This is a genomic window from Streptomyces sp. NPDC005811 (genome assembly GCF_040630405.1).
Classification (GTDB): domain Bacteria; phylum Actinomycetota; class Actinomycetes; order Streptomycetales; family Streptomycetaceae; genus Streptomyces.
This window is the reverse complement of record NZ_JBEXXK010000006.1, coordinates 239,669-262,389: the sequence shown is the minus strand read 5'-3', so window position 1 is coordinate 262,389 and position 22,721 is coordinate 239,669. Positions and strand designations below refer to the sequence as shown.

Genomic DNA, 22,721 nt, shown 5'->3' with positions numbered 1-22,721 from the left:
TTCGGACGGGAGGGCTCAGCCCTTGTTGGCGCCGAGCGTCAGGCCGCTCACGAACTGCCGCTGGAGTGCGAAGTACACGATCAGCGTGGGGATCGCGGTGAGCAGGGCGCCGGCGGCGACCAGGTTGGGGTCGGTGAAGTACTGGCCGGAGAGGTTGTTCAGGGCCGAGGTGATCGGCATGTTCTCGCCGGTGGAGATCAGCACGATCGCCCAGAAGAAATCGTTGTAGATCCAGATGGAGAGCAGGGTGGCGAGGGCGGCCATGGCGGGCTTGCACAGCGGCAGCACGATCTGCCAGTACAGGCGCCACACGGACGCGCCGTCGACGAGTGCGGCCTCGGTCAGCTCGTGCGGCAGGGAGCGCATGTAGTTGCTGAGCACGAAGGCGCAGAAGCCGGACTGGAACGCGACATGGATGAGGACCAGGCCGAGCGCGGAGTCGTACAGCTTGCCGCTCACGGTGATGCCGGGCAGGTCGACGAGCAGGTACAGCCGGTACAGCGGGGTGATGATCACCTGCTGCGGGAGGAGGTTGCCCGCGGTGAAGACCAGGAGCAGGAACAGGTTGACCCGGAAGTCGAAGCGGCTGACGTAGAACGCCACGCAGGACGACAGGAACAGGGTCACCAGGACCGCCGGGACCGCGATGAGCAGCGTGTTCCCGAAGTAGTGGACCATGTCCGACTGCGTGAAGGCGTTGGTGAAGTTGTCCAGGCTCAGCTTGTCGGGCCAGGACACGTACCCCTTCTCACTGGTCTCGGCGTACGGCCGCAGCGCCGCGAACAGCGCCCACAGCAGCGGCGCGAGCCAGGCCAGGGAGGTGACGATGAGGAACGTGTGCAGCAGGATCCGGGCGGGGCGCACGGGGGTGCGCTGCTTCAGGGGCAGAGTGGGGGTGCTCATGCGCTCCGCTCCTTCCGGAAGGTCGAGATCAGATACGGGATGATCACCGCGAGGGAGATCAGCAGCAGGACGACGGCGATCGCGGAGCCGTACCCGATGCGGCTGGACTCGCCGATGATGTTGTTGGTGACCAGGATCGAGAGCAGTTCGGTGCCCTGGGCGCCCTTGTTGAAGACGAAGACGAGGTCGAAGGCGCGCAGGGCCTCGATGATCGTGACGACCAGGACGACCGTGTTGGTGGGGCGCAGGGTGGGGAAGATGACGTTCTTGAACGTCTGCCACTCGTTGGCGCCGTCCAGCGAGGATGCCTCGCGCAGGGACGGGTCGACGCCCTTCAGGCCGGCCAGGTAGAGGATCATCATGTAGCCGGTGTGCCGCCAGCAGGCCGCGACGAGGATCGCCCAGAGGTTGAGGTGGGGGTCGCCGATCCAGTCGATGTAGTGGCCGGGCTTGTTGGCGCCGATGATGCTGTTGATCAGGCCGGTGTCGGGGTTGTAGACGAGCTGCCAGACGAACCCGGTGACCGCGAGGGAGACCACGACCGGCAGGAAGTAGGCGGTCTGGTAGACGCGGCTGAAGCGGATCTTCTTGTCGAGCTGGACCGCGAGGAAGAGCCCGAGCGGGGTCGGGACCAGGATCAGCACGACGAACCAGATGACGTTGTGCTGGACGGCGGGCCAGAACTGCGGGTTGTTGGTGAACAGCTCCTTGAAGTTGTCCAGCCCCACCCACTTGATGGAGTCGAAGCCGATGCCGTCCCAGGTGGTGAAGGCGAGGGCGATGGAGGCGAGGGCCGTGAGCCAGACGAGGGTCACGTGCAGGATCGTCGGCACGCCGGCCATCAGGCCGAGCGTGAGCCGGTCGCGGCGGGTCAGCAGGCGGCGGTGGCCCTGCGGAACCCGCTTCTTCTCGGGTGCAGCGCCCGGAGGCGGCTCGGCGGCCGCCTCCGGGGACTTCGCGGTGTCGATGCTCATGATGCTGAAAGGACCCTCACCTTACGAGGACGCGAAGATCGTCTTCTTCTGGCGCTCGATGGAGGTGAGCAGGCTGTCGATCCCCTTGGGGTCGCGGACGAACTTCTGCAGCGCGGGCTGCATGACCGTCGAGGTGAAGTCCGGGCGGCTGTCGCGGTCCATGAACTGCGTCAGGCTCTTGGCGCCCGAGATCATCTCGTACGCCTTCTTCTGGAGGGCGGTGTACGAGGAGGTGTCGGCCTTGCTGGAGGCGGCGACGACGCTGGAGTCGGCCTTGAGGTAGATCTGCTCGGCCTCGGGGGTGCCGAGGTACTCCAGGAGCTTGGTGACGCCTTCCTTGTTCTTCGGGGCCTTGGAGACCATGAAGCCGTCGGTGGGGGCCTCGACGGTGTCCTGGCCGTACGCGGAGTTGATCTCCGGGAAGGCGAAGAAGTCGAGGTCCTCCAGGTCGGCCGCGTTGGTGAACTGCTGCGCGACGAAGGAGCCGAGGAGGTACATGCCGGCCTTCTTCGACACCAGGGTCTGGGCGGCGTCCTGCCAGGTGCGGCCGAGGGAGCCCTCCTGGTGGTACGGCAGCAGCTCGGCCCAGTGGTCGAAGGTGGCCTTGACCTTGGCGTCCGTCCAGGCGGCCTTGCCCGCCATCAGCTCGACGTGGAAGTCGTAGCCGTTGAGCCGGAAGTTGATCTGGTCGAAGGTGCCCATCGCCGGCCAGGCGTCCTTGTCGCCGAAGGCGATCGGGGTGAGGCCGTCCTTCTTCATCTGCTTGCAGAGCGCGACCAGCTCGTCCCAGGTGGTGGGGACGGTGTAGCCGTGCTGCTGGAACACGCTCTTGCGGTAGAAGAGCGCCCAGGGGTACGTGTACAGCGGCACGAAGTAGTACTTGCCGTCCGCGCCCTTGCTGAGCTTCTTCATGGCGTCGGGGAAGTTGTCCCCGATCTTCGCCCACACGTCGTCGATGGACGAGGTCAGACCCTTGGCCGCGAAGAACTGCATGCGGTAGCCGGCGAACCAGTTGAACACGTCGTCCGGGGTGCCCTGGAGGTAGGTGTTGATCTGCTCCTGGAACGTGTTGTGGTCCTTGGTGTTCACGTCGACCGCAATCCCGGACTGCTTCTTGAAGGCCGCGTAGATCTCGGCGAAGGCCTTCTTCGGGACCGCGTCGGACGCGTTGGAGCCGAGGCTGACCGTCTTCGGGTCGGAGGAGGTGCTACCGCTGCCGCAGGCCGACAGCAGCGGGATGCCGGCGCCGAGGACGGCCGCGCCGCCTATGCCGCGCAGCAGGGTGCGACGGCTCGGGGAGGGGAGGTGGAGGCGGCCGGAGGGGGAGAGGTCGTGCATGAAGCGGCTCCTGACAGCAAGGTTCGGCCATGGAGGTCGGGCTGAAAACTTCCGGTCTTAATCGACCAGAAATCAACTTGACCGAACACGGGGTGGCGCAATAACAGCCGTATGTCCACTCATGCGTCAAGAGCCGATGGCTTCATTTGTCGAAACGTAATCGACACGCCTTGATCATTCGCCTGGTCACTTTCATGATCATTCGAGGGTGGCGAAGGCCTTCGAGAACGCCGCGTCGCCCTGGACGATCGAGCTGCAGGTGGCGTCGGCGGAGCCCTTGGCCCCACCCGGGCACTGCCGGTCCCGCGCCGCCGACCACATCGACAGCCACGCGAGCCCCTTCGACTTCGCGAAGGCGACGAGCTGGGTGGCGTCCTCGACCTTGAAGACCTCCGTGGCGACGTCGTTCACCCCGATCATGGGAGTGACCGCGACCGCCTTCCAGGCCGCGCTGTCGCTCAGCCCGAACACGCTCTTGACCTGTGCCTGGGTAGCGGTGGCCGCCTGCTCGGCATAGGTGCCCATGTCACCGCTGTACGCCGGACCGTAGTCCATCGCCATGACATTCACAGTGTCGACTTTCACACCATTTGCCTTGGCGTCCGAGAGCAAAGTCACGCCGTCCTGGGTGAGCCCCTCCGGCATCACCGGGAGGGTGAAGGAGACGTCCAGTCCCGGGTGCTGCCGCTGGAGCTTCGCGATCGCCCGGGCGCGGCGGGTGTTCGCCGCCGCGTTCGGCAGCGCCCCGCCCTCCACGTCGAAGTCGACCTTGGTGAGCCGGTAGGCGTCCACGACCTTCCCGTACGCCGCCGCGAGCGCGTCCGCCGAGGAGCAGACCGTGGCCAGCTCGGAGCCGCTCGCCCCGCCGAAGGAGACCCGGACGTCGCCGCCCTTCGCCCGGAGCGCCCCGATCCGGGCCGCGACCCCGTCGCTCCCGAGGTCCGTCACCCCGCCCCACTTCGGCGTACAGCCGCCGCCGTCGGTCACGAACGCCAGGGTGTAGTCCTTCACCCCGGTCGCGGCGGTGTGCGCGAGGAGATCGAAGGCGGGATAGAGGGAGGTGTCGACGTACGGCGCGAAGCGGGCGGAGGCGGCACTACCGGATCCGCTGCCCGCGCCGGTGCTCGGGGAGGGCGAGGCGGGGGCCGAGGTGGGCGTGGAGGCCGGTGCGGACGTCCGCGTGGGTGCCGCGGTGGGAGTGGCGGTGGGCGTGACCGTGGGCGTGGTGCTCCCCGTCGGCCGTCCGCTCGGCTCGGGGGTGGCCCCCTGATCCGCCGAGCACGCGGTCCCGTCGATCCGGCAACCGACCGGATCCCCGCTGCCGTCGACCACGAACCCGACGGTGACCGACTCCCCGACGGCCAGCCCGTCGGTGTCCCACGTGGCCGGGGTCACGGTGACGTGCCGCCCGCCGACCACCGACTCGGCGTTCCAGAGCGAGCCGATCCGCGCCCCCGCCGGCAGATCGAACTCCAGCTTCCAGTCCGCCTTCACCCGCCCGCTGTTGTTGGTGACGACGTACTGCGCGGTGTACCCCGTCGACCAGTCACTGGTCCTGGTGTACGCCGCCCCGACCCCGGCCGCCTGCGCGGTCCCGGCGACGAACACGGCCCCACCGCCCACCACCGCCGCGGCGACGACCCCGCCGATCACCTGATTCCTGCCGCTGACCTTGCGCCGGTGACTGCTCATGGACGTGCCCGCCTTCACTGCTCATGGGGTGAGATGCGGCAGCACGCTAGCGATCCCGAACCGGGCAAAACGCCCGAGAGGGGCGAGGGTGAAGGAACTTAGGCCGCGCTTAAGCCGGCCATCGGAGCCGATTAAAGGTCGAGACCAATTCGGCTGCCTCCACGGCTCACCCGGCCGCCGTCCGGCGGCGTTTGCGGACTGCTCCTCTGTGGCCTCTGCGGAGGGGTGCGCGGCCGTCCAGTTGGAGCCAGACGCGGATCTCCGTGCCGCCGAGGACCGAGCGGCCGATGCGGACGTCGCCGCCCGTCGATTCGGCGAGGCGGCGGACGATGTCCAGGCCCAGGCCGGTGGAGCCGGTGGTGCCGGAGCCGCGGCCGCGGGCCATCGCCGTCTCGGGGTCGGGGATGCCGGGGCCCGCGTCCGAGACCAGGACGATCACCGCGTCCCCGCCGTTGTGGACGTCGACCGCGAAGGCCGTGCCCTCCGGGGTGTGCCGGAAGACGTTGCCGAGGAGGGCGTCCAGGGCGGCGGCCAGATCGGCGCGGGCCACGGGGATGCGGACCGGGCGGTCGACCCCGGCGGTGCGGACCTTGCGGCCCTCGTCCTCGGCGAGCGCCGACCAGAACGCCATCCGCTCCCGGACCACCTCCGCCGCGTCGCACCCCGCCCCCGCGCCGGGCGCCGTCGTCTGCGGCTTGGCCTCCCGGGCCGTACGGATGATCGTGTCGACCTCGCGCTCCAGCTGGGCCACCGCCGTACGGGTCTGCTCGGCTGCCGGGGAGTCGCCGAGGGAAGCCGCGTTCAGCCGGAGCACGGTCAGCGGGGTGCGCAGCCGGTGAGACAGGTCGGCCGCCAACTCGCGTTCGTTCGCCAGGAGCTGGACCACCTGGTCGGCCATCGAGTTGAACGCCACCGCCGCCCGGCGCAGTTCGTCCGGCCCCTCCTCCGGGACCCGGGCCCCGAGCTTCCCCTCCCCCAGTTCGTGCGCCCCCTCCACCAGCCGCCGGGCCGGCCGCACCATCCGTACCCCCAGCCGGTCGGCGACCGCGACCGAGCCGAGGACCAGCGCGATCCCGACCCCGGCCAGCACCGCCCACGCCGTGCCGACGCCGTTGGTGACCTCGGACTCCGGGACGTACACCTCGACCACCACCGTCCCCAGGCCCAGCGCGACCGGCTGGAGCAGCACCGAGCCGCCCGGCACCTCGGCGGTCGAGGCGCGCCCCAGCTTCCGTACGGCGACGACGTCCGCCTCGGCGGCCCGCCGCCGGCCGAGGTCCACGGCGGCCCGGCCGTCACCGGCCGGTATGTGCACGGCCATCCCGTCGTCCGAGCCGGCCGAGGCGACGACGCGCTCCAGCTCCTCCCGGTCCGTGGTGATGGACAGGGCCGGGACCACCACCGCGGCCTCCCGCTCGGCGTTGGAGAAGGCGCGGTCGCGGGCCATCTCCCTGACGACGAGTCCGAGGGGCACGGCGAAGGCGACCACGACCATCGTGGTGACCGCCAGACAGACCCTGACCAGTGCCCATCTCATCGCACGGGCCCCGCTTCCCCCGGCGGTTCGAGCTTCACGCCGACACCGCGCAGGGTGTGCAGATAGCGCGGGCTGGCCGCCGTCTCCCCCAACTTCCGCCGCAGCCAGGACAGATGGACGTCGATCGTCTGGTCGTCGCCGTAGGCCTGCTGCCACACCTCGGCGAGCAGCTCCCGGCGCGGGACGACGACACCTGGCCGGCCGGCCAGGAAGGCCAGCAGGTCGAACTCCCGGCGGGTGAGGTCGAGCCGCGCCCCGTCCAACTCCGCCTGGCGGCGCAGCGGATCGACGCTCAGACCGCCCACGTGCAGGACGCTGGAGGGCGGGGGCTCGCCGGCCCCGGAGCGGGCCCGGCGCAGGACCGCCGCCATCCGCGCCGACAGATGCTCGACCGAGAACGGCTTGGTCAGGTAGTCGTCCGCGCCCGCGTTCAGCAGCCGGACGATCTCCGTCTCGTCGTCGCGCGCGGTGGCGATGATGACCGGCACATCGGTGATGCCGCGCAGCATCTTCAGGGCCTCGGAGCCGTCCAGATCGGGCAGTCCGAGGTCCAGGATCACCACGTCGAAGCGGAAATGGGCGACCTCGCGCAGCGCCTCCAGCGCGGTGCCGACGCTGCGCACCAGGTGCGCGGCGTCGGTCAGATGCCGGATGAGCGCCGAGCGGACGAACTGGTCGTCCTCGACCACGAGCACACTTGCCATGCGCCGCACCGTACGCCATGCCCGCGGACCCGGCCGGAGCCTGTGGACAACTCCGCGGCTGTGGAGGAGCGGTGACCCGTCCGTGCGACACCAGTGCGAAAGGTGCGGCAAGATGGCCCGCTATGCGGAGCGGACTCCTACACGTACTGGCCTGGACGCTCGCCACGGGCGCGGCGGTCACCCTGTCGTGGTGGGGCGTCCACACCGTGATGGCGGGCACGGCCTACGACCCGCCGCGCGCCCTGCCGCTGACGGTGAGCGAGGTGACCTCCTCCGCCGGCGCGTCGGACCCCCCGCCGTCCCCGGGCACCGGCCCGGCCGTCTCGCCCACGCCGTCCCCCTCCTCTTCCCCTTCCGCCTCACCGGCGGCCCGCTCGGCGTCCGCGGCCCCGAGCCGCGCCGCCACCACCCCGGCCGCCCCGAGGACCACCCCGGCCGGGACGGTCAAGAGCTACGACACCGACGGCGGCCGGGTCGTCCTCGACCTCACCGCGACCTACGCGACCCTGGTGTCCGCCACCCCGGCGGCCGGCTGGTCGGTGCAGGTGTGGAAGACGGAGTCCTGGATCCGGGTGGACTTCGCCTCGGGCGCGGACCGGGTGTCGGTGTTCTGCACCTGGCACGACGGGCCGCCGCGGGTAGACGTACAGACGTTCTGACAGGCATACGTTCTAAAGCGCTTTCCCAGGGGTGGGCGTTCCCGGGGTGCGAACCAACAAAAACCACCACGCCTAGCGGAACACCGAGGGCGGCGGGGCCGGCGAGGCGACCGCCGCCGCGTCCGTGACCGGGGCCGCGCCGCCGGTGAAGTCGAGCAGCGGGCGGCCGTGCTCGACGCGGGCCGGATGCGGGTCGGAGGCCGCCCGGCGGGTCAGCTCGGCGACCGGCAGGGGGAGGTCGCCGGCCAGGAGCACGGCGTTGCCGAACCGTTTCCCCCGGAGCACGGTGGGGTCGGCGACCAGGGCCAGCTCGGCGAAGCGGGCGGCGGCGGTGGCGATCTGGCCGCGCAGATGGGCCAGCGGCGGGCCGTCGGCGATGTTGGCGGCGTAGAGACCGCCCGGTTTCAGCGCCCTGCGGACCTCGTCGAGGAACTCGGCCGAGGTGAGGTGGGCGGGGGTGCGGGCGCCGCTGAAGACATCGGCGACCACGAGGTCGGCCCAGCCGTCCGGCACCTTGCCGAGCCCCTCCCGCGCGTCCACGGACCTGACCCTGATCCGGGCGCCCGGATCCAGCGGAAGCTCCCGGCGCACCAGGGCGACCAGGGCGGCGTCGCGCTCGACGATCTGCTGGGTGGAGCGGGGGCGGGTCGCGGCCACGTACCGGGCGAGCGTGAACGCGCCGCCGCCGAGGTGCACGACGTGCACCGGCCGGCCGGGCGGCGCGGCGAGGTCGACGACATGGCCGAAGCGGCGCTGGTACTCGAAGGAGAGATACGCCGGGTCGTCGAGGTCCACGTGCGACTGCGGTGCCCCGTCGATGAGCAGGGTCCAGGCCCGCGCCCGGTCCCGGTCGGGCAGCAGCTCCGCGAGCCCCCCGTCGACGGGCTCGACGACGGCCGCCGGGTCGGCGCCGCGCTCGCGCCGGGTGTTCCTGGACTTCCCCATGGGGGCATCTTCGCAGGCGGCGCGGCCGGCTCGCGCATGCGCGGCGGGTCACCTCACCGGCAGTTGTCCGCCGCCTCGATCGTCCGGGCCGCCTCGCCCAGCGCCCGGCGCAGCACCGCCGGATCGGTCGCGAGGTCCGCCTCGCCGGGCGGCACCAGCCAGTCCGAGCCCTCGACCGGCGGCTCGGGGTCGAGTCTCAGGCCGCGCCCGTCGGTGTCCGTCTCCGTGCAGACGCTTCCCGGCAGGTCCCAGGCGGCGGCGGTGCCGGGCGGCACCAGGAAGCCGAGGGTGTCGCCGCCGTCGTCGTGCAGCACGGGCCCCACCGCCTCGGCCGCGCCCCGGCGCAGGATGTCGACCGCCTCCAGCCCCTGCCGGGTCGGCACCGTCACCAGGTCGCACGCCGGGCCCGCGGGCCCGAACGCCGACGACGGCGCACAAGGATCGTTGCTCCGGCTGGTCTCCATCCCGGCCTCCACCACACAGCCCGCTCCTGCAGTCCACAGCATTCAACGCACGACCGCGTCAACGGCTACGGCGGAAGTCCGCCGCAAAGGATGGCAGTTCATGGCAGATCGTGGATGAGATATCCGGTTTGTAGCCAAACACCGCGTGGCCGCCCCATCACAGCAGGTACGTTCTTGCTCGCTGGACATCAGGGTGATCACTGCTGAAAATCGGCTAAGTCACCCGATTCCGGCATGGTTCGACGGTTCGCATGAGAGGACCCGGCCATGGCGTCGTCAACGGTGACCCCACCCCGGCCCGACCGGCCACCACGGCCCAACCTCGCCTTCCGGCAGCTGCGTGGACAACGCTCGCCGGCCGAGTTCGCCGCACTGGTACGGCGGGCCGCACGCGAGATCGGCGAGCGGGTCAGCTGCGACGCGCGCTACATCGGGCGGGTCGAGGCGGGGGAGATCCGCTGCCCCAACTACGCGTACGAGCGGGTCTTCCTGCACATGTTCCCCGGCCGGACGCTCGCCGACCTGGGGTTCGCGCCCCGGGCGTCCGTCCGCGGACGAGGAGCGCGCGCCGCCGGGGACGCGCCCCTCGCGCCCACCACGAGCCCGGCGCTCACCACCAGTGAGACGCGGGAGGCGGGTGAGACACGCGGGGCGCGTGAGCCGTATGACACGCAGGACCCGTACGACACGCACCACGACCACGAGGAGAGCGACGTGCTGCGTCGCGCATTCATGACCGGCGGAGGCGCCACCGTGGCCTCCGCCTCACTGGGCCCTCTGGGCCTCGCCGTCCCGTCCCCCCGGCCCCGCCCGGACGCCGGGAGCTCCCCCGCCCCGGCCGCCGGGCGCCGGGTGCGCCGCGTCGGGTCGAGCGAGGCGGGCGCCCTCGAGGACGCGGTCCGCAGAATCCGTCTGCTCGACGACCGGCACGGCGCCGACGGCCTCTACCGGCGCGCCGCCGCCCCGCTGCGCGCCGCCTACGCACTGCTCGACGCCGGCACCACCCGGCAGACGACCGCCGACCGGCTGCACTCGGGCGCCGGTGAACTCGCCATCTCCGTGGGCTGGCTGGCACACGACTCGGGCCGCTTCGACGACGCCCGCTCGCACTACGCGGAGGCCCTCGCCACCGCCCGGATGACCGGCGACCAGGCGCTGGAGGCGCACGCCTTCTGCAACACCGCGTTCCTCGCGCGCGACGCCGGGCGCCCCCGCGAGGCCGTACGGGCCGCGCAGGCCGCCCAGCGCGTCGCGCGCCCCCTCGGGTCCCCCCGGCTGATGTCCCTGCTCGCGCTGCGCGAGGCGGGCGGCTGGGCCGGGCTCGCCGACCGGTCCGGCTGCGAACAGTCCCTCGCCCGGGCCCACGCCCTCTACGAGCGGGGTGCCTCGGACGCCGACCCCGAGTGGATGACGTTCTACGGCGAGGCCGAGCTGGCCGGGCTGGAGGCGCAGTGCTGGTCCGCGCTCGGCGACTGGATCCGGGCGGCCCGGCACGCGGGACGCGCGGCGGATCTCCAGGACCCGCACTTCACCCGCAACATCGCGCTGTACACGGCCGAACTGGCCGACGACCTGGCCCGCGGCGGGCGGCCCGGCGAGGCGGCGGTGGCGGGCCTGCGGGTGCTGGAGCTGCTGGGCCAGGTCCAGTCCTCGCGGATCCAGGGGATGCTGGCGGGCACGGCCCGGGTGCTGCTGCCGCACCGGCGGGCCGGCGGGGTGCAGGAGTTCCTGGACCGTCACGCGTCGACACCGCGCTCGGTGTGACCGCCGTCAGGCGCTACGGCACGAGGTGACCGAGGTCGTTCCAGCTCTCGATCGCCGGTTCGCCGTACGCCCAGCCCAGCACCGACAGCGAGGTCGGGTTCAGCCGGATACGGGCGGCGAAGTCCAGCGGGAGGCCCAGCCAGCGGGCGCCGATGGAGCGGAGGATGTGACCGTGGGCGAAGACCAGGACGTCCCGGTCCGCCGACCGCGCCCAGCCGACGACCTCGTCCGCGCGTGCGGTGACCTCGGCGAGCGACTCCCCCTCGGGGACGCCGTCGCGCCAGATCAGCCAGCCGGGCCGGACCGCCTGGATGTCGGCCGGGGTCATGCCCTCGTAGGAGCCGTAGTCCCACTCCATGAGCGTGTCCCACCGCGCCGCCCGCTCGCCGAAGCCGGCGAGGTCGCAGGTCTCCCGCGCGCGGGCCAGCGGACTGGTGCGTATCTCGACGTCCCGCAGCCCGTCGAACGGCGTCCGGTGCAGCCGTTCGCCGAGCAGCTTGGCGCCCCGGCGGCCCTCCTCCAGCAGCGGTACGTCGGTCCTGCCGGTGTGCTTGCCGGACAGCGACCACTCGGTCTGTCCGTGCCGGGCCAGCAGGATGCGCGGTGCCATGGGGGACCTTTCCGGGGAAACCCTGGGACGTCTCAGGGGAGGAACCGAAGCCGGGACCCCTCCATCATCGCTCACCCTGAAACGGGGCAACCCGCCGGGCGATCCCGGCGTCTTTGAGGGCCGGGGGCGCCCCGTGGGGGGTGCGCGCAAACGCCGTACAGTGACACGTCCCGCGACCACGGGCGCAGCAGCACATCAGCGAGACGAAGGGGGAGGCGATCGGATGCCGCAGACCGAGACACCAGGCACCGAGGCGGCCCCGCGGATCCGGCTGCGCTGGTGGACGGAGCTGCCGCTGATCCTGCTGGTGTACGCCTGCTACTCGGCGGGCCGGCTGCTCGCGCGCGGGGACGTGACGACCGCCGTCGACCACGGGCTGGCGATCCTGCGCGTCGAGAAGCTCCTGCACATCAACGCCGAGCACCCGCTGAACCGGCTGTTCACCAGCGAGGCCTGGCTCGGCGTCCCGGCCGACTTCTGGTACGCGTCGCTGCACTACCTGGTGACCCCGGCGATCCTGGTCTGGCTGTTCCGCTCCCGCAGCCTGCGCTACCGGGCGGCCCGCACCTGGCTGATGACGTCCACCTTCATAGGTCTGATCGGCTTCACCCTGCTGCCCACCTGCCCGCCCCGGCTGCTGTCGGCGGAGCACGGCTTCGTGGACACCATGGCCCAGTACAGCTCGTGGGGCTGGTGGGGCGGCGAGGCCAGCGCGCCGCGCGGACTCGGCGGGATGACCAACCAGTACGCGGCGATGCCGAGCCTGCACGTCGGCTGGTCCCTGTGGTGCGGTGTGATGCTGTGGCGCCACGGGCGCACCCGCACGGCGCGCACGGCCGCCGTGCTCTACCCGCTGCTGACGACGATCGTGGTCATGGGCACCGCGAACCACTACTTCCTCGACGCGGTCGCGGGCGCGGCCGTGATGGGCGTCGGCCTGCTGCTGGCCCCGCTCGTGACGCGCACCGCGGACCGGCTGCGGACCGCGTCCGCCGCCCGGGTCCCGTCCCTCGCGGCCAGGATCCCGGCCCAGACGACGGCCTCCCCGGCAGGCTCCTCGACGGCCTCCTCGACGGTCTCCTCGGCGGCCCTCCCCGTGGCGGCCGCGGGCACCGCCCCGACCGCCTCCTCCGGCACAAGCGCCCCGATTGTCAGTGGCGAATGCCAGACTTCGACGGGTGAACGAATTCCACGGCAGCGCGAGTCACGGTTCGGGGCAGGAACCGAACCGGGTGCCTCCCCCTCGGACGCGGGGGACGGCGCTCCGGCAGCGGCTCGCTGAGCTGCGCGGCCCCGACGTACCGGCCAAGGCGCTGGACGCCCGGGCCCTCGCGGCCCTCGCCGCCAACCCCGGCTGCAAGCGGCGCGCGATCCTCGACGGCGCCGGGGTGAACAAGGCGGCGCTGGCGGGGGCCCTGGGCTCCCCCTCGGCCTTCGGCCAGTCCCAGTTCGCCCTCACCCGCGGCAACGCCTTCGAGGCGAAGGTGAAGGCGGACGGCGGCGCGGAACTGCTGCGGCTCGTGCACGAACGGCTGGACGCGGGCGCCGAACCGCCCACCACCAAGAGCACCCCCGACCTCACCGCCTCCGGCCCCGAGGGCCGTACCGCGCGGACCGCGCTGGCGCTGCGCGAGGCCACCGAACAGGCCCGCGGCACCTGGACGTTCCTCGACCACCCCATGCTGGCCCTCGACGTCGCCGGCTCCACCGCCTTCCTGGAGCCCGACGCGGTGGTGGTGCACCCGGACGGCGGCTGGACGGTCGTGGAGATCAAGTCCTTCCCGATGCTGGACGGTTCGGCCGACCCGGCGAAGGTGGGCGCCGCCGCCCGCCAGGCCGCGGTCTACGTACTGGCCCTGGAGGAGGTCGCCGCCCGCCTCGACCCGCCGCCCCGGGTCCGCCACCGGGTCCTGCTCGTCTGTCCCAAGGACTTCTCCAACCTGCCCACCGCGTCCGCCGTGGACGTCCGCAAGCAGCGCGCGGTCACCCGCCGTCAACTGGCCCGGCTCACCCGCATCCAGGACATCGCCGACGCCCTCCCCGAGGGCACCTGCTTCTCCCCCGAGCTGCCCGCCGAGCAGCTCACGGCGGCCGTCGAGGCGGTCCCTGCGGCCTACGCGCCCGAGTGCCTGGCCGCCTGCGAGCTGGCGTTCCACTGCCGTGCCCGCTCCCGCGCGGCCGGCGCGGTGACCACCCTGGGCCGCTCGCTCCGCGCCGAACTGGGCGGCCTGAGCACCGTCGAGGACGTCCTGTCCGCCGCCCGCGGCGAGTCGGGTGACCCGGACGACCCGGCCGTGGCCGCCCTGCGCCGCGCCGCACAGCTGCGGGGCGAGGCGCTCGCCGGCCGGGAGGCGATGTGTCGCTGATCGCCACCCTCGCCCGCCTCGAGGCCGTCACCAGCGGCCACGCCCACCCCATGGCCACCGTCCGGCACCGCCATCTGTCCGACCGGCCGCTGGTGTTCGTGCCGCTGACCACCGCCGGTGAGGCCGGAGCCCCGCTCGGCGCGCTCGTCGGCACCGACCGGGACGCGCCGCGGCTGCTCGTCGTACCGCAGCCCCGCGACCGCGACCTGCGGTTCGCGTTCCTCGCCGAACTCGCCGACGTCGTCCTGCCGTACATCGACTCCTACGCGGACGCGGTCGAGGCCGCCGAGCGCAACGAGACCGACCCGGAGACCGGCAAGCGCGTCAAGGTCGAGGTCGAGCTGTGCGCCGACGCGCCCCAGCTGATCGTCCCGAGCCGCGCCGGCATCGAGCACGTCCGCCTCCTCGGCCGCTCCATGCGCTTCCGGCGCACGGCGGAGCAGGACCCGGAGTCGCCGCATCCGGCGCCCCCGCGCGTGCCGCTGCTCGGCCGGTGGCTGACGCACTACGGGGAGCGGGCCCGGGTGCCCGGCTCCTCACTGCTGCTCGCCCTCACCGAGGTCCTCGGCCGGCACTGGGCGACCGGCCAGTCCAGCCTGGAGGACCAGCACCTGGGCGCTCTGCTCGCCTGGATCGACCCTCCCCCGGTCCCGGCTTCGCTCGACCGGGGGGACCCCCACTCGGGCCTCACGGGCGCCGAGGCGGCCGAGCGGGCGGAGCTGGGCCGGGACGCCGCGGGACAGCTGCTGTGCCCGCCCGCCGGACCGGCCACCGACCCCGCCTTCGACAACAAGCTGCTCGCGCCGGCCATCGAGCGCTACGACCGCGCGCGGACGGCGTTCGCCGCGGCCGAGGACGGGCTGGAGGCCGACGACCGGCTGGGTGCGCTGGCCGCCGCCGAGCGGGAGATCCGTGAGCTGGTGCTGAGCCGGACCCTGCCCACCTGGCAGGCCGTGTGGCGGGGGCTCGACCTGCTGCGGGAGCTGCCCGAGGGGGCGCACGGCGAGGAGCGGTGGACGCGCGACCGCTGGTCTTTCACCGGCCACCGCGACCGGGTCGCCGCGGGCGAGCCCCCGCAGCCGCGGCGCGACGACGCGGTGACCGCGGCGAACAAACTGGCCACGCGCGAGCGGGAACAGGCCCGGCTGGAGGCGCAGGAGGCGCTGGACGACCCGCTGGTGATGGCCGGGCGGCGGCTGGCCGGGGAGGCGTTCGCGGGCGAGGTCGTGGACGTCACCCTGGCGTACAGCGAGGGCCGACGGCCCAGTCCGCGCCCGCTGGTCACCGTACGGACGGACGACCGGCCGCATCTCGGGGAGCGGGCGAAGGTGTACCGGTCGCTGGGCGGGAAGCCGCAGGCGGCGGAGTGCGTGGAGCGGCCGGAGGACGGGCTGCTGGTGCTGCGGATCGTCGACCGGATGGGCCGCGGCAAGGAGCCGGAGCAGGGGTCGGTGCCGGAGAAGGGCGACCTGCTCTGCTTCACCCTCTTCGCGCACGAGCAGCGGGGCGGCGCCAGGCTGCCGGACCCGGAGGAGACGCCGTGGACGCACGGCGGACCGCCCGGTGAGCAGGTACCCGAAGCCCCCGACTCCGTCACCCGGGAGGACGTCCTGTGACCACCGAGGCCGCCTTCGACCCCGGTACGGCAGCGACCCGCGCCACCGACGCGATCCTCCACGACACGCTGCACGGCACCGCGCGCGGAGTGGTCGTGGACTCCCCGCCCGGCGCCGGGAAGTCCACGCTCGTCGTCCGGGCGGCGCTGGAACTCGCGGACGCGGGGCGCCCGTTGATGGTGGTGGCGCAGACCAACGCGCAGGTCGACGATCTGGTGCTGCGGCTCGCCGAGAAGAGCCCCGGGCTACCGGTGGGACGGCTGCACAGCAGCGACACGGACCCGTACGACAAGGCGCTGGACGGCCTGGAGAACGTACGGAAGTCCGCGAAGGCGGCCGACCTCGCCGGACTGCCGGTGGTCATCTCCACCGCCGCCAAATGGGCCCATGTGAAGGTCGACGAGCCGTGGCGGCACGCGATCGTGGACGAGGCGTACCAGATGCGCTCGGACGGGCTGCTGGCCGTGGCCGGGCTGTTCGAGCGGGCGCTGTTCGTGGGCGACCCGGGGCAGCTGGACCCGTTCGCGATCGTGGGCAGCGAGCAGTGGGCGGGTCTGTCGTACGACCCGTCGGGCTCCGCCGTGACCACCCTGCTGGCGCACAACCCCGACCTCCCCCAGCACCGCCTCCCCGTCTCCTGGCGTCTCCCGGCCTCCGCGGCCCCTCTCGTCTCCGACGCGTTCTACCCGTACACCCCGTTCCGCAGCGGCACCGGGCACGGCGACCGGCGGCTCTCCTTCGGCGTGCCCTCGGACGGCTCGGGTCCCGACCGGGTGATCGACGAGGCGGCCGAGTCGGGCTGGGGTCTGCTGGAGCTGCCGGCGCGGCACACGCCCCGCACCGACCCCGAGGCGGTCAGGGCGGTGGCGACGGTCGTACGACGCCTGCTCGACCGGGGCGGGGCGGCCACCTCGGAGCGCTCCCCGCACCCCACTCCCGTGACCGCCGGCCGGATCGCCGTCGGCACCGCCCACCGGGACCAGGCGGCGGCGGTCCGGGCGGCGCTGGCCGAGCTGGGCGTGGCCGACGTCACGGTGGACACCGCGAACCGGCTCCAGGGCATGGAGTTCGACGTCACGGTGATCCTCCACCCGCTCTCCGGCCGCCCCGACGCCACCGCCTTCCACCTGGAGACCGGCCGCCTCTGCGTCCTCGCCTCCCGCCACCGCCACGCCTGCATCGTGGTCTGCCGCGCGGGAGTGGGCGACCTCCTGGACGACTACCCGTCGACAGAGCCGGTCCAACTGGGAACCCTCGTGAAGTTCCCGGACGGCTGGGACGCAATGTTTACCACATGGCTCCACCTCCAGGAGCACCGTGTGTCCTGGCGGCCCTGACCAGCAGGAGGCCCCGCCCATGCGCCACGGGGGATGGACGCACGGACGGGGCCGCTGAGGGACCGCTCAGGCGGTCAGGCGGTCAGGCGGTCAGGCGGTCAGGCGGTCAGGCGGTCAGGCCAGGGTCGAAGTACCCCGGCGTTCGGAACAGGCCCGTGAAGGTGCCGGGGCCGTGTCGCTCGTCCAGCCACGCTCCCAGCGCCGTCGTGTCACCGCTGATCATGGCCGCGAGAAGGCGCACGTGACACTCGCTCTCTTCCCCCGGAGCGAACTCCTCAAGGAAGTGTGCGTACCGGCGATTGACGCCCTTCTCATAACCGTTGAGTGCCGCCGCATACCGGGTCTGCTCCTCGCTTCCCGGCACGGCCACCACGCGCCCGGCGTCCTCCGCCTTCAGCGTTCCGGTGGCGTCCCGGAACGCGAGTGCACCGAGGACGTCTGAGGGTTCCGTCACGCCGAAGCGTGCTGCCGTCTGCCCGGTGACGGCGCGCGCCTCTTTGTCGCACGCGCCTTCCATGACGATCCCGAGGTTCCGCGTGTGGTGGCTTCCGCGCTGGTCGGCAGCCGAGTAGGACTGTCCGCTTGTGCGGCGGTAGTTGATCCCGTACTGAGTGCGGACGGGCACCCCGGCCACTTCCACATACCGCCGACGCGACCCGTAGTGAAGGCAGTCATGGGCGTACGCGCGCAGCAGATCGAGAAGGGCCAGCGCAGGGCGCTCGGGATTTCGGCCCTCCATGGGCCCGTACATGGTGATGACGGCCACCATTTGAAGGTGTCGGTATCCCTGATCCGGGTGGTGGAATCCACCGAAGGCACTGACCCGCGAGGATTCGCAGCCGACCAACACCCGATTGAACGGCAGTATCTTCGTTAGCCCGTATCCGGTGTACCGGCGTTTGGCGTTTTCGACGCCCGCATGGAACAGCGCGGTGTCGATTCCGTCTGCCGCCCACCGGCTGAGCATTTCCGACAAGGGCCGGAATACGTGATCGGGGTGCTTTCCCGTGAGTGAGGACGCGTCGGCACGCATGGCGGCCAGTGCCGCCATTGCCTTAGCTCCGGTTACGGACTCATTGGGGGTGAGTTCCGTTAAGTCGCCGCACCCGCCTTGATGAGCTGAATGTGAGACTCCTGCATCCCCTCCGGGAGCGCGTCCGGGCTGAACCATTTCGCCTCCAGAATCTCGAAGCTGTCGAGCTTGAGAGTTCCACCCACGTGCAGCGCTTCGTACGCGATTTCCACGCGAAGCTTGTAGCCACTGGTTACCTGAACCAGTCGCCCCGGAACGACTTCAAGGCCGGTTTCTTCCCGCACCTCTCGAACGATGGTCTTCGGGAACTCCTCGCTCTTGATCGCGTAGCCGGTCGGAAGTCCCCATGGCCGGTCTGCTGGCCACATTCGATGCTTGAGAAGCAGGACCTCTCCCGCCTCGTTCCGCACCACACCTGTCACACCGATCATGAATTTGGCGTGCGCAAACCACAGGACGCGCCATTGCAGAGGGCCGCGAATGAGTTTCCACACTCGGGCAATGATTCGCTTCATACGCACCCTTTCAATAGGGCAAGCGTGTTGACGCTTGCGGTGCCAGACTCAACCTATGCCGTGGGGTCCGGGTCACGCGTCCACTTGCCGGGCGCAGCGCTCACACGGGAACGGGCAGGGGGGCAGGGAGTTCGGCGGGAAGGCAATCACGCCGGACGCCGGGTCAAGGGTGCCGCCGTACTCCTCCCACCAGCCGTCACCTGCGGGCCGCTCCGAGCCTTCAACCAGGCTGACCAACTCGGGGGCCGGTAAGGCGCTCAGGCGAGGACTGGCACGCTTCGCGGGGGTCGTCACGCGTCACCGCCAGTCAGCCGCTTGTATTGCTCGTCCTGGCTCCACGCCTCGGTGCAAAGGTGCTGCCAGGAAGGGCCGTCGACCGTCTGAGCCAGTCCGGCCGCTTCTTCGCCGTACTGCTCCCTGAGCGCTTCCGCAGAGAACGGCGCGGTTGCATACCAGTACCGCGTGCCGTCACTGGCGGGTGCCGACTCAAGCGGCTTCCACCCTTCCGGCAGTCTGGCTGTAGCTTTGGGCACTGTCGTCAACCCCTTGGTGGTTGGTGGCCGCGCCCCCGGACGTTCGCCCGTCGCGGGGGTCTTCTGTTGTTGCGTCTGTCCACTCAACCGATTCCGCGCATACATGGGGCAGTTGACCAGCGTTGACTACCATGGCCGTCAACAGTCAACGGGAGCTGCACCATGATCGACTTCGGGTCTGAGGTACGGACGGCGCTCAAGGCACAGGGGAAGAGCCTGCGAGGTGCGGCCAAGGAACTCCATTACGACGTTGCTTATCTGAGTCGGGTACTCAACGGAAAACAGGCTCCGTCTTCCGAGTTGACACAAGCCATTAACGAATATCTGGGCCTATCCCTGGAAGTAGAAGACGGCGGCGCTCGTGACGACGAGATGGACGCTTGGGAATTGGCCCGACGCGCACAGGCAAGCGATGTAGGTAATGCCACCCTTGAGCGTCTAGAGCGCGCCTTTGACGGTCTCGCCATGGCCTACCCCAAAGCAAATCCAGAAGACTTGCTAAGGCAGGTGCGCAAGCACGCTGCCTATGTCAGTAAATTGCTCGATGGCCGGATGACGCTTTCGCAACATCGCCGGTTGCTAGTCGTCGGGGGCTGGCTTTCCCTGCTCGGGGCGACGACTCATATCGACCTCATGCAGGACGATGCCGCTACTGCCCTTCTAGAGACAGCCGCCACGCTCGCCAGGGAATCAGGACACCGTGAAATTGAGGCATGGTGCTACGAGACCGAGGCTTGGAGGGTTCTCACCGAAGGGGATTACGTCCAGGCCGTTGACCTCTCCCGGGCCGCACAGGAGATAGCTCCGGCTGATGGCTCCGCAATCATTCAGGCCACAGCACAAGAGGGCCGAGCAAGCGCACGGCTAGGAAACGGGAAAGAGACGTACGCGGCCATTGAACGTGTGCAGGCTCTCTCTGCCGCTATCGGTTCCCCCGACACGCCAGAGCATCATTACCGCTATGACCCTGGAAAGGCACTTTCCTATACGGCTACGACACTCGCATGGCTCGGGGATTCAGCGGCCGAACCATACGCCAGGGAAGTAATCAAGAAACTAAGCCCGAGCGATGACGTAAGCCAGTGGCCTCGACGCGTAGCCTCCGCGAATATCGATCTGGCTTTAGTCCTTCTCAAGGAAGACCGGCTCGACGAAGCGTGCGATTCGGCACAGAAAGCCATTCTGTCCGGGAGGGTCGTTCCCTCAAATCATTGGCGCGCATTGGAAGTCGTTACGGCCGTTGAGGCTCGACAACTCCCGGAGAGTGCAGATCTGCGGGAGGCATACCAGGGGCTCAAGTCGATTGAGGGATAGGCGATTCGAGACATCCCCATTCCGAAAACGGAGAAAGCCCCGACCATGACGGGGCCGGGGCGGTTTCTTTGATTGGCTAGAGCAGGGCACGGAAGGGATTGAAGTCTGCGAGCGGTTCCGACCGCTTCACTTTCGGCGCGTGCTCGGGGGCCTGCTTGGCTGCCGGGCGGTAGGCGTCCAGGCGGACGACGCGCGCGCGGTTCTCCTCACGCTCCGGCTCGGCCGGCGTCACCTCCGCAACCGTTTCTGTCGACGCCCCGCTTTCGGAACTGTCACCGCGGACCGTGAAAACGGTGGCCGGTCGACCACTCTTCCCCGCCCGTTCCACGTTGACGACGATTCCGGGCAGTTCCTTGACCTCGGCGGCCGTCGCTCCGACATACGGGAGTACCTGAGAGGACGTTGCGCGACCTCCGTGCATTTCGATGCGGGCCCGGACCTTGTCCTCAAGGCTGAGCGGCTGTCGCTTCACCTTCGGGGAGGTCGCCCCCTTGGTGATGCGGACGGCGTCCTGGACGGACCGGCGTACCAGGGTGAAGGCGGCGGACAGCATTTCCTCCGTGATCGTCTCCGAGCATTCGGACGCTGCCAGGCAGGCCGCAACCCTGAGCGTCTGTTCTGCGGTCCGTTCGATGAACACGGCCTGTCCCTCGGGCAGGGTCTCACCCAGGATGCGGGCGTACCGGCGCACGATCTGCCACAGCGGCCGGGCGTCCTCCCCGAGCGTGATCACTCGCGGCCTGGCCGTGGCCCACCCGTAAGCGTCGGCCAGCTCTCGCCCGTCCACCTCGGGCAGGCTCACCCGGTCGTCGTCCAAGAGCGGCACGGATCCGAGCAGGAAGGGAAGGATGCGGTTGTACGAGCCGCCCGCCGCTTCGGACTCCCCCACGTACTTGGACCAGTCAGAGGGTGTGACGTGACAGTGCAGAACCATGGCGGGGTCGCGTACTTCCTGCGCCTCATCCTTGGTGGTGTTGCGCAACGCTGCCCCGTCCCATGCGGTCCGCAGCTTGGTTGTGAACGATGCGTCCCGCTTCACCCTGCGGAGCACTTCCGACCACTCTTCTTCGACCACCAGAGTCCGCACATCCCGCCCGTGCTCGGTCTCGGCCGTCGCTTCCTGCTGCTCCCACAGGTGGTTGACGAGACTCGCCCCGGAAGTGATCCCGGACGTGGTGTGCGTGGCCAGGAAGCGACCCAGAGCCTTGTCCAGGACGTGATGCGCTGCCCGGAGCGCGGTTCCCTTGCCGCGCCCGGTACCGGCCACCAGTGCGGACCACAGCAGCACGGGCCGGGGGCCACGGGAAGATACCTTGACCGAGCCACCGATAGCGGCCGACCACATCGACAGGGCGGCCACATACACCCCCAAGGGGTCCGCTTCCAGGAACGGGGAGATCCTGCGGACCGCGCGACCGATGGGACCGTACAGAACGGGGGTGCTCATGCTGCCTCAATCTCGAACAGGGTTGCTTGTGTGGCCTCTGGCCGGGGAGGCCGGGCGCACTCGACGCCCGGCACAGTGAGCGCGGCACTCAGGCCGCTGCCGCTTTTCCCTCCGACGCGTCCCGGTGCTCCCAGGCATGGCGCACGTGCATGGGGATTCGGCCCTTCGTAGGCACGGTGAAGCCGTTCTCTCGTGCCCACGCTCGTACGGCACGGTTACGCTCTCGCTCACTCATCCCGGAGCGGTCGACCTTGGCAGGCTCCGGAAGCGGGTCGCCACCGACCAACTCACCTGAGCGAACAACCGACTTGAAACGTCCCGGTTCCCGGACGTCCATCACCGGGATGCCACGCTCGGAAGCGTCGCGCAGCTTGGTGGCGTTCCGGTCGCCACCCTCACCCAGGATCAGCAGAACCGTGCTGCCATCAGCACGGCCGACCACCTGATAGCCAAGGTTGCGTACCGCTTCCCGCGCGTCGTCCCACTCGTATCCGGGCACCTCACCGGCGATCATCACGGATGGGACAGGCTCCACCATGGGTTCCGCTTCCGGCTCCGGCTCCGGCTCCGGCTCCGGCTCCGGCTCCGGCTCCGAGACAGCCTCAACAACTGGCACGGACTCAACCGGCGCGCCCTTGGCAGTCTCTGGAACACCAAGAGCGTCCATCAGGTACCTGCCGAACAGAATGTCGTGCTCAAGGCAGAGGTCCCACGTGTGCGCGCCCAGAGTAAGAGTCGTTCCCGCTTCTTCCTCACTGCCATCACGCGCAATGTGAGCGTCACACAGAACCTTTTCCACGGGCATGAGCACGGTCTTACGCATAGCGCTGCATTCCTTTGATAGGGCCGAAAGTCTCAGCGAGCGGCCGGAGCGTTGCTCTACGGCTTCCCGCTTGACCACCATTCTTCCGTACCACTATCACGGAATGATAACTAACTGATCACTGACGCATTACTCAATTGTTTATGA

20 protein-coding genes are annotated in these 22,721 nt (G+C 70.5%); 7 read left to right on the top strand and 13 right to left on the bottom strand.

Translation table 11 applies throughout. The features are described 5' to 3' along the window. Positions 1-15 precede the first annotated feature (15 nt). The 6 genes from ABZ490_RS09225 to ABZ490_RS09200 form a co-directional block, all read right to left on the bottom strand. Positions 16-903, bottom strand: coding sequence for a carbohydrate ABC transporter permease (locus ABZ490_RS09225; RefSeq protein ID WP_358986639.1), 888 nt, complete (start codon positions 901-903; stop codon positions 16-18). Continuing rightward, positions 900-1,877, bottom strand: coding sequence for a sugar ABC transporter permease (locus tag ABZ490_RS09220; protein WP_358986636.1), 978 nt, complete (start codon positions 1,875-1,877; stop codon positions 900-902). The genes ABZ490_RS09225 and ABZ490_RS09220 overlap by 4 nt, the downstream gene beginning before the upstream one ends. A gap of 21 nt (positions 1,878-1,898) precedes the next feature. Then, on the bottom strand, positions 1,899-3,215 hold the full coding sequence (locus ABZ490_RS09215; protein WP_358986633.1) for an ABC transporter substrate-binding protein: 1,317 nt from the start codon (positions 3,213-3,215) through the stop codon (positions 1,899-1,901). Between the two features lie 198 nt (positions 3,216-3,413). Then, positions 3,414-4,907, bottom strand: a complete 1,494-nt coding sequence (locus ABZ490_RS09210; RefSeq protein WP_358986630.1) for a cellulose binding domain-containing protein — start codon at positions 4,905-4,907, stop codon at positions 3,414-3,416. A 166-nt stretch (positions 4,908-5,073) separates the two neighbouring features. Next, positions 5,074-6,444, bottom strand: coding sequence for a HAMP domain-containing sensor histidine kinase (locus ABZ490_RS09205; RefSeq protein WP_358986626.1), 1,371 nt, complete (start codon positions 6,442-6,444; stop codon positions 5,074-5,076). Continuing rightward, a complete protein-coding gene (locus ABZ490_RS09200; RefSeq protein ID WP_358986623.1) occupies positions 6,441-7,148 on the bottom strand; it encodes a response regulator transcription factor in 708 nt (235 codons plus the stop codon). The genes ABZ490_RS09205 and ABZ490_RS09200 overlap by 4 nt, the downstream gene beginning before the upstream one ends. 122 nt (positions 7,149-7,270) lie before the next feature. On the opposite strand from ABZ490_RS09200, the gene ABZ490_RS09195 reads away from it, so the two are divergent. Further along, positions 7,271-7,807 carry a hypothetical protein gene (locus ABZ490_RS09195; RefSeq protein ID WP_358986620.1) on the top strand — a complete coding sequence of 179 codons (537 nt, stop codon included), beginning with the start codon at positions 7,271-7,273 and terminating at the stop codon, positions 7,805-7,807. A 72-nt stretch (positions 7,808-7,879) separates the two neighbouring features. Here the strand turns inward: ABZ490_RS09195 and ABZ490_RS09190 are convergent, their stop codons facing one another. After that, the gene (locus tag ABZ490_RS09190) at positions 7,880-8,752 is read right to left on the bottom strand and encodes a fused MFS/spermidine synthase (RefSeq protein WP_358986617.1); all 873 of its coding nucleotides are present in this window, start codon (positions 8,750-8,752) and stop codon (positions 7,880-7,882) included. Between the two features lie 53 nt (positions 8,753-8,805). Then, the gene (locus ABZ490_RS09185) at positions 8,806-9,216 is read right to left on the bottom strand and encodes a hypothetical protein (protein ID WP_358986614.1); all 411 of its coding nucleotides are present in this window, start codon (positions 9,214-9,216) and stop codon (positions 8,806-8,808) included. A 267-nt stretch (positions 9,217-9,483) separates the two neighbouring features. Between ABZ490_RS09185 and ABZ490_RS09180 the strand changes: the two genes are divergently transcribed. Next, positions 9,484-10,980, top strand: a complete 1,497-nt coding sequence (locus ABZ490_RS09180; protein ID WP_358986611.1) for a hypothetical protein — start codon at positions 9,484-9,486, stop codon at positions 10,978-10,980. Positions 10,981-10,993: 13 nt separating this feature from the next. Here the strand turns inward: ABZ490_RS09180 and ABZ490_RS09175 are convergent, their stop codons facing one another. Further along, complete coding sequence (locus ABZ490_RS09175; protein ID WP_358986608.1) at positions 10,994-11,590, bottom strand: histidine phosphatase family protein; 597 nt, start codon at positions 11,588-11,590, stop codon at positions 10,994-10,996. Positions 11,591-11,813: 223 nt separating this feature from the next. Between ABZ490_RS09175 and ABZ490_RS09170 the strand changes: the two genes are divergently transcribed. From ABZ490_RS09170 to ABZ490_RS09155, 4 genes are read left to right on the top strand one after another with little or no spacing between them, the layout of a single operon-like run. After that, entirely contained in the window at positions 11,814-12,872 is a 1,059-nt protein-coding gene (locus tag ABZ490_RS09170) for a phosphatase PAP2 family protein (protein WP_358986605.1), read from the top strand. Beyond that, positions 12,823-13,956, top strand: a complete 1,134-nt coding sequence (locus ABZ490_RS09165) for a hypothetical protein (RefSeq protein ID WP_358986602.1) — start codon at positions 12,823-12,825, stop codon at positions 13,954-13,956. The genes ABZ490_RS09170 and ABZ490_RS09165 overlap by 50 nt, the downstream gene beginning before the upstream one ends. Continuing rightward, entirely contained in the window at positions 13,947-15,572 is a 1,626-nt protein-coding gene (locus ABZ490_RS09160) for a hypothetical protein (RefSeq protein ID WP_358986599.1), read from the top strand. The genes ABZ490_RS09165 and ABZ490_RS09160 overlap by 10 nt, the downstream gene beginning before the upstream one ends. Beyond that, positions 15,569-16,909 carry an AAA domain-containing protein gene (locus tag ABZ490_RS09155; protein WP_358986596.1) on the top strand — a complete coding sequence of 447 codons (1,341 nt, stop codon included), beginning with the start codon at positions 15,569-15,571 and terminating at the stop codon, positions 16,907-16,909. Before ABZ490_RS09160 ends, ABZ490_RS09155 begins: the two co-directional genes overlap by 4 nt. Before the next feature lie 106 nt (positions 16,910-17,015). Here ABZ490_RS09155 and ABZ490_RS09150 read toward each other — a convergent pair whose 3' ends face one another. Together ABZ490_RS09150 and ABZ490_RS09145 are read right to left on the bottom strand one after the other, a co-directional pair. After that, the gene (locus ABZ490_RS09150) at positions 17,016-17,960 is read right to left on the bottom strand and encodes a hypothetical protein (RefSeq protein WP_358986593.1); all 945 of its coding nucleotides are present in this window, start codon (positions 17,958-17,960) and stop codon (positions 17,016-17,018) included. A gap of 41 nt (positions 17,961-18,001) precedes the next feature. Next, the gene (locus tag ABZ490_RS09145) at positions 18,002-18,457 is read right to left on the bottom strand and encodes an NUDIX domain-containing protein (protein ID WP_358986590.1); all 456 of its coding nucleotides are present in this window, start codon (positions 18,455-18,457) and stop codon (positions 18,002-18,004) included. 695 nt (positions 18,458-19,152) lie between these two features. On the opposite strand from ABZ490_RS09145, the gene ABZ490_RS09140 reads away from it, so the two are divergent. Continuing rightward, a complete protein-coding gene (locus ABZ490_RS09140) occupies positions 19,153-20,304 on the top strand; it encodes a helix-turn-helix transcriptional regulator (RefSeq protein WP_358986587.1) in 1,152 nt (383 codons plus the stop codon). 76 nt (positions 20,305-20,380) lie between these two features. On the opposite strand, the gene ABZ490_RS09135 is transcribed toward ABZ490_RS09140, so the two are convergent. After that, complete coding sequence (locus ABZ490_RS09135) at positions 20,381-21,751, bottom strand: DUF3987 domain-containing protein (RefSeq protein ID WP_358986584.1); 1,371 nt, start codon at positions 21,749-21,751, stop codon at positions 20,381-20,383. A gap of 88 nt (positions 21,752-21,839) precedes the next feature. Further along, positions 21,840-22,574 (bottom strand): histone-like nucleoid-structuring protein Lsr2, encoded by a 735-nt coding sequence (locus ABZ490_RS09130; protein ID WP_358986581.1) that lies wholly within the window; start codon positions 22,572-22,574, stop codon positions 21,840-21,842. Between the last annotated feature and the right edge of the window lie 147 nt (positions 22,575-22,721).